The 6,245-nt window shown below is 64.2% G+C and carries 8 protein-coding genes and 2 tRNA genes; 4 read left to right on the forward strand and 6 right to left on the reverse strand.

Going from position 1 to position 6,245, the window contains the following annotated elements; genetic code table 11:
- Window positions 1-12: 12 nt before the first annotated feature.
- The 5 genes from RWO33_RS10070 to RWO33_RS10090 form a co-directional block, all read right to left on the reverse strand.
- A complete protein-coding gene (locus tag RWO33_RS10070) occupies window positions 13-1,677 on the reverse strand; it encodes a ParB family protein (RefSeq protein WP_012112313.1) in 1,665 nt (554 codons plus the stop codon).
- Entirely contained in the window at window positions 1,670-1,930 is a 261-nt protein-coding gene (locus tag RWO33_RS10075) for a hypothetical protein (protein WP_012112312.1), read from the reverse strand. Before RWO33_RS10075 ends, RWO33_RS10070 begins: the two co-directional genes overlap by 8 nt.
- Entirely contained in the window at window positions 1,914-2,789 is an 876-nt protein-coding gene (locus RWO33_RS10080) for a ParA family protein (protein WP_012112311.1), read from the reverse strand. The genes RWO33_RS10075 and RWO33_RS10080 overlap by 17 nt, the downstream gene beginning before the upstream one ends.
- 42 nt (window positions 2,790-2,831) lie before the next feature.
- Window positions 2,832-3,044: an AlpA family transcriptional regulator gene (locus RWO33_RS10085; protein ID WP_012112310.1), complete on the reverse strand. Its 213-nt coding sequence runs from the start codon at window positions 3,042-3,044 to the stop codon at window positions 2,832-2,834.
- 118 nt (window positions 3,045-3,162) lie between these two features.
- Entirely contained in the window at window positions 3,163-3,909 is a 747-nt protein-coding gene (locus tag RWO33_RS10090) for a hypothetical protein (protein WP_012112309.1), read from the reverse strand.
- Between the two features lie 906 nt (window positions 3,910-4,815).
- Here RWO33_RS10090 and RWO33_RS10095 point away from each other — a divergent pair.
- The 4 genes from RWO33_RS10095 (at window position 4,816) to RWO33_RS10110 (ending at window position 5,834) form a co-directional block, all read left to right on the forward strand.
- A tRNA-Gly gene (locus RWO33_RS10095) sits at window positions 4,816-4,891 on the forward strand.
- Between the two features lie 47 nt (window positions 4,892-4,938).
- Window positions 4,939-5,012, forward strand: a tRNA-Cys gene (locus RWO33_RS10100).
- 130 nt (window positions 5,013-5,142) lie between these two features.
- Window positions 5,143-5,352, forward strand: coding sequence for a hypothetical protein (locus RWO33_RS10105; RefSeq protein WP_145478039.1), 210 nt, complete (start codon window positions 5,143-5,145; stop codon window positions 5,350-5,352).
- A gap of 245 nt (window positions 5,353-5,597) precedes the next feature.
- Window positions 5,598-5,834 (forward strand): hypothetical protein, encoded by a 237-nt coding sequence (locus RWO33_RS10110; protein ID WP_145478038.1) that lies wholly within the window; start codon window positions 5,598-5,600, stop codon window positions 5,832-5,834.
- A 55-nt stretch (window positions 5,835-5,889) separates the two neighbouring features.
- Here the strand turns inward: RWO33_RS10110 and RWO33_RS10115 are convergent.
- Window positions 5,890-6,245, reverse strand: a 356-nt coding sequence (locus tag RWO33_RS10115) for a 4Fe-4S dicluster domain-containing protein (RefSeq protein ID WP_314104718.1), incomplete at its 5' end; no start/stop codon positions are given.

Consider the following 6,245-nt stretch of genomic DNA (forward strand, 5'->3'; position numbering starts at 1 on the left):
GGCCTCCCTCGCTCAGGTCCCAGGACCGAGAGCGCCGGCTTCCAGATCCAGCAGGCGCCGGGCCAGCCGCAGCAGACGAAACAGCTTGACCAGCGCGGTGTCGCTCAATCGCCGGGCCCCGTCGGCATGACGTTGGCCTTGGCCGTGCAACAGCGCTGGCAGGTCGGTGACGAAGTGCCCGCCGTCCAAGCCCACGTCGGCCGACTGCTGACCGGCCAGGGAAACCAGCAGCGCGAGCACGGCACGTGCGAGCGGCGACGAAACCTGGGTCGGGGCACGACACGCGAACCCGATGCCATCTGAACGATCCTCGACACACGCGTCCAGGTCGACCTCGCCCGCGATCTCGCGCGCGAACTGCGCGATGTGGACGCGCAGGCGGCCGGGTGCGTCGAGACCTGGGTCGATATGCCAGATGTCCGAGATGGGATAGAGGCCACCGGCCTGCACGGGAATCGACTGCAGCACGTTGGCCGAGAAGTCGGGCGGAAGCGCATCGCCCAACTGGTCGGCGACCATGCGCTGGATGGACTGGAGCCGCTGCGTCGTGGGTGCCGGAGAGACGATGTGCTCGTCAAGTAGATCGCCAGCCGCTGCCGCAGGGGTGGCTGCGGATGCCTCACGCGGGGCCGCATCGTCCTGGGGCCTTGTCGGCGCGGCGGCAGAGTGGCCTGCAGAATGTGCTGCTGTGGCGGGGGACGGTGCCGGTTCAATCGGCGGCCGTGCGATGGCCCCAGGCTCAGGCAATGCCGGCGGCGCCGATGGCGGGGTTGGGTCGCTGACCAGGGCGCGGTGGCGGCTCTCGGATTCGGTCAGGTCCAGGGCAAGCACGTCGTAGTCGATGCCCAGCAGCTCGGACATCTGACCGATCAACTCGTCCTGCACACGCTGCGGCGAGAACTCGTCGGCCTGGGTATCGAACTGCGACAGCACTTCTTGGAAGAAACTGTCGAAGTCGAGCGGCAGGGAGCGGCCCTTGGCATAGTGCTCCCACGTGCGCTCACTGGCCTTGCGCATGACCGACAGCCGCTCGACCTGGTGGCGACCGAGGCCACCATACAGCACGGTCGGGATCGCAGGCAGCAGGTAGCGCACCGCATCGGCCATGCGGCTGATGTGTGACTGCTGCACGGGGAAGCCGTCGGCGCCCAAGCGACGGGCCAGCTCGGACTGGCTCAAGGTCGTGCTGCTTTCCGCTTCATAGAACTCGCGCGCCTTCTCGACGCCGAGGGCGCGCTCGATGAACGTCAAGCCGCCACGCAGTTCGTTCTCGGCGAGGTGCCCGGTCAGCGCGACGATCTCCCCGCGCGCAGGCCACGGCCGGAACAGGCACGATATGCGGAAGAAGCGCTCGTCCTTCGTTTCTGTCCAGAGTTCGCGCAGGATCGCCAGCCTGGTGTTGCCGCCGTTGCGGATGATGTAGTGCGCCTCGCCAGGACGGCGTGTGATGGCTGGCGCCGCATCCAGGCCGCGCTCGCGGATGGAGGCCTTGATTTCATCGTAGGCCGAGTTGCGCTTTTTGCGGGGATCGTGGTCGTAGGGCCGCAACTGGTCCAGCGTCACGACCATCGGCGTGTCGGCGATGGGGTCACTCAAAGCCGTGGCCGATGGCCCACTGCGCTCGAACCCGGCGGCAAGCAGCTTGCCGGCCATGTCCTGGGAGGTCATCTCAGCCATGGCCGCATCCCTCGGCGTTGGCGGGCCGGGCCATGCGGGCCTCGCGCTCGGCTCGGCGGATCTGCGCACGGGCATTGAGGTCTGCCCGGTAATCGCTCGCTGTCGAGCTGGTGTAGATGGCGGCGCAGCCGGTCTTGGTGAATTTGAGGTGTCCACCCCGAGTACGTTTGACGTGCCAGCCTTCGCTCACCGCAAACTCGATCAGGGCGCGCAGTCGCTTGTGGCCACGGGACAGTTCATGTGCGCTCGCCACGGGACCTCCCGGTTTCAATAGAACGTGGAGGACGGCCGGACACGCGGGCGAATCTGTCTTGCCACTGCGGGAACAGTTCGCCGGCGAGCGTGCGCATGGTGTCGAGCGCAGCGGGCGCAACTCTGCCTGGTGGCTGTCGATACTCGACGCGATGCACCGGCATGCCGCGGGTTGCAGCGCGCGGATAGGCTTCGATGGCCGGCACGTCGGTGCCCAGCACGCGGATGCCCGTGTGATCCTGAAATAGGTCGTGCAGCGCCTGCTGGATCATGCGTGCGTTGGCGGACACGGGGTGGACACGATTGATGAGTAGGTGCAGCGGTGGCGGTTCGATGCCAAGGTGCCGATACGGCGCGATGTCCTCCAGCAACTGCATGGTGCCGCGCCGCAGTTCGCGGGCCGCAAGGATTTCCGGGGTCACGGGTGACAGCGCCAGGCCGGAGGCGAGCACCGCCATCTCCAACAGCACCGAGCGCGCGCCTTGGGTGTCGATTAGCACCAGGTCATAGAGCGGCGCCAGCGCCGGCAGCAGGTGGCGCAACCGCAGGCGCCCGTCTGGCGCGTGCAGCAGCAAGGTGTTCAGTTCACCCCGGTGGTCGTTCGAGAGCACCAGGTCCAGGCCCGCGATGATGGTGCGGGACACGAGCTGGTCGAGACCGCGCTCGTTGAACGCCAGCAGCTCATAGATGCCGCCGGGCGCGCGGTGAGCCAGATCGTAGTAGGAGGACAAGGTGGGCTGCACGTCGAGATCGAGCAGCAGCACGCGCAGCCCCGCGTCCGCGGCGAGCCCGCCGAGGTTGGCGGCCGTGGTCGTCTTGCCGACGCCACCTTTCGTTGAAATGATGGATACGACCTGCATGGCGCTCTCCGTTTGGCGATGGGAAGTCCGAGGGGGAGCGAGTCAGGTGCGGTTGTTAAGGCGTTCGGCGATCCACTGATCGATCTCGACCGAATCCCAGCCCACCGCGCGCACGCCAAGGCGCAACGCCTGTGGAAACTGGCGCTTCTTCATCAGGTTGTAGATGTGGGCGCGTTTGAAGCCGGACTTCGCTTCAACTTCATCGAGCCGCAGGATGCGGCGCTCGTGCGGTGGCAGTACAGGTACTTGCGACATGGCGGTCACTCCTGAACGCTCAGTGGCGTTTGTTGGCGTGACCTCTATTCAATAGACATGGCTGCAAAAAGACATTGCAAATGCAATCTCCGAGACTGCACATACAAGATGGAAGAATTCACGCGGCTGCGCTACGCACATTCTTCCTGGCGTTGGCGAACTTGCCGTTCAAGGTTCGCTCCGTGATGCCCATGGTGCCGCCATAGTGGGCGAGCAATGCGGTGACGATTGCCTCCTGCGTCTTGAAGCTGGAGTACGGCACACCCGATGGGGATTGACCCAGCATCAGCGTCAGCATGCCACCGATGATGTTCAGGTACGTGGTCTCCGCTCGATCACTGATCGCGCACTGCTTGGATGCCAACAGCACCGCGGACTGCTTGAGCAAGGCTTCGTGTTGCGCTTGAAGTTTGCGCATCTCACGCCGGCTATGGTCCAGCGCGGCCTGCAGAGCCTGCCGTTCCAGCAGGATTGCCTGTCCTGTTTCCAGGGTGATGGAGGGATGCGCCATGCGCTCGCTGCGGCTGAACAGGAATCCGGGTCGATGCTCAGGATAGTGAGTGCGCATCCAGCGTTTCAGATCGACGTGGCGGATGGTCAGATCGGGTGAACTCACCAACTCTGGGTCATTGAGCGTGATCCCGTTCTTGCCAAAGGGCAGTTCCGAGTTGAGGATGCCGTCGTAGATGCGTTCCGAGTACAGCCGACACTCGTTCCATCGCGGGCAGTCCAATGTCTGCGGCAGGCACCGCGGTGATGCGATCGAGGCGAGGATCGACGCCTTGTACCGCAACAACCCAGCCCACCGTATGGCAGCTTCGATGGGACGATAGAACACCTTTGATAATGGTGGCTCCTTGTGCATGTTTTCGTCTCCTTTCGGAAGCGCTACATCACCGGCTCCTTTCTCGCCCTGCCAAGGGCTGTTGTGTCGTTATGCCTGTGGCGGATGCCAGGGACGAATGCCCCGGAACGTGGGCGGACGAGATCATGGCATCCGCCACAGGTGGCCCTCTCTTGCTCAATGTGCAAGAATCGACCAGTTGCCGGCCCGTCGAGTAACAAGGAAGAAGCACGCTCGACAATGGCGCTCACGGTGCCAGCGTCATGGGGTGCGTCAGGCGTATCAAGACCGATTCGCTATGGTCTGATATCCCTACGGTTTCACAAGTCGCGCTGGGGCGCAGTCGTTGCTCAACGTCCAGAGGGACGCAGAGAAAACCGCGCGTGTGATGCTTGTTCTGGCATCCTGATATATCGACATAGCATCCAGCGATCCTGGGCTGTGGCCAGTTTGAGGCTGTTGCGCGCCGCTCCCACACGGTCGCCAGCTGACCAGGTGATGTGAACATGCGCCCCATCTTTCCTTGCTCGCCGCTTGGCCTTCATCACGAACAGCCTTGGGCTGTGGTGCGCACGGCATCAAACCAAGCGCGGTCTCAACGTTCGATGCTGATGCCATTCCTGACGCAAGGAGACCTGAGTGTCGAGCGGCGTTGCAGGGGCGGGCCTCTGGTAGCCGTGTATTCTGCGTCGGTTGTCAGGGGATGAAATGGCAGTCCTTGGACGCTGATGGAAGTTGTTGGATGAGTTTTGTTGCCGAGGGCGAAGAACAAGGCTATAATTCAGGCCTTCGCTGCTCACGGCGGCGAAGAATGTGATTGGGAAACAAGGATTTAGCGCCCTAGTGCCTGTCTCGTTTCCCGCTCCAATCATGTGTCGCAGCGCTGGCGTATTACCTGCGGTTCCGGTAATATATGCGCCTGATTTTGCGGGAATAGCTCAGTTGGTAGAGCGCAACCTTGCCAAGGTTGAGGTCGCGAGTTCGAGTCTCGTTTCCCGCTCCAGATTCGAATCGGGCCCCGCATGCGGGGTCTTGTTCTGTAAGGTCACCGGCCTGGTGGCAGAGTGGTCATGCAACGGATTGCAAATCCGTGTACGCCGGTTCGATTCCGACCCAGGCCTCCAGCAGTTCGAAAAACCCCGCTTCGGCGGGGTTTTTCGTTTCCGTCGCCCCGCAGGTCCTTCACCCGGCCCGTACGAGCGGCTGCCTACTGTGCAGGATCGTTCCTTACCGAGGTGTTCGATGGATCTGGCCATGTGGATTGCTGCTGCCGGGGTGCCCGGTTCGTTCTGGGATTCGCCCAGCAACGTCAGCGGCGCGGTCATGCTGGGCTTCGGGGTGGCGGCCATCGCCCTCTCGTTCGGCCTGGCCAAGGTGTTCAAGCGTTTCAACGGCGTAGCCTGGATGGTCCTGGGGGCAGGCGTGGCCATTACCGCCTACGGCATCCTGCGGATGGGCAGCTGACATCAGGCTGTCACCACGCACTGCGACGGTAGTGGCCGCGACCAGCCGGCCAGCCGCCGTCCCTGCCTGAACGATTAAGTTCACCAGTGACGCCCGATGCGTCACTGGTTGACTTCGCGCGAAGAGCGTGAAAGGGTGGGGTGAAACGTGGGTGAAGTTCCGTTGCCACCCAGCAGCGGGGCGGCAGGCGCAAGCCTGGCAGGGGGAATTGCTCTTCTCGACAGAGCGGGTCCAAGGGAGGTCGTATGCAATACGGCGCGAATGACCTGGCCAATGGTGTGCGCACCGAGCTGGAGGCCAGTTACAGCAAGCACGGGTGCGGGCCGGAATTCTGGACCACCTATCAGCAGGTGCTGGAGCGCCTGGTGCCGCAGGGGCGCAGCCGTACCCAGGTGACCAACGAACTGGCCCTGATCATTGAACAGCTCGGCATCGTCCGGCGCGCGCAGATGGTGCCGCCGCCGAGCACGCGGCTGCGCTGAAACCGGTTGGGGAAACGGCGCCATCGGCGACGATGGCACGCCGCAGGGGCATCGACTACAGCTGCCGCACGCCCATTGCCAGCAGCATGACCAGGCCGCCCAGTGCGGCCAGGACGCGCGGGCGCAGCCAGCGCCTCGGCCGGCACTGCATGGTGTTTGCGCTGGCGACGCGGATCAGGCCGACGGGAAAGCGCCATGCGCGCATCTGCGCATCGCAGGCGTCGACGCAGTTGCCGCAGGCGATGCAGTCCGGCAGCGGGCCGTTGCGAACGTCGAGCTGCATCGGGCACGCGTGCACACACGCGGCGCAGTCCAGGCAGTCGCCCAGCCGGTCGTCGGTGAAGCGTGGCAGCGGCCCGGCCAGGGCCGGGTGCGCGGCGCGGAACGCGTAGTCGCTGGCGCTGGTCGGGT

Origin of the sequence: uncultured Stenotrophomonas sp., from assembly GCF_963519925.1 — a bacterium.
GTDB classification, from domain to species: Bacteria; Pseudomonadota; Gammaproteobacteria; order Xanthomonadales; family Xanthomonadaceae; genus Stenotrophomonas; species Stenotrophomonas maltophilia_AE.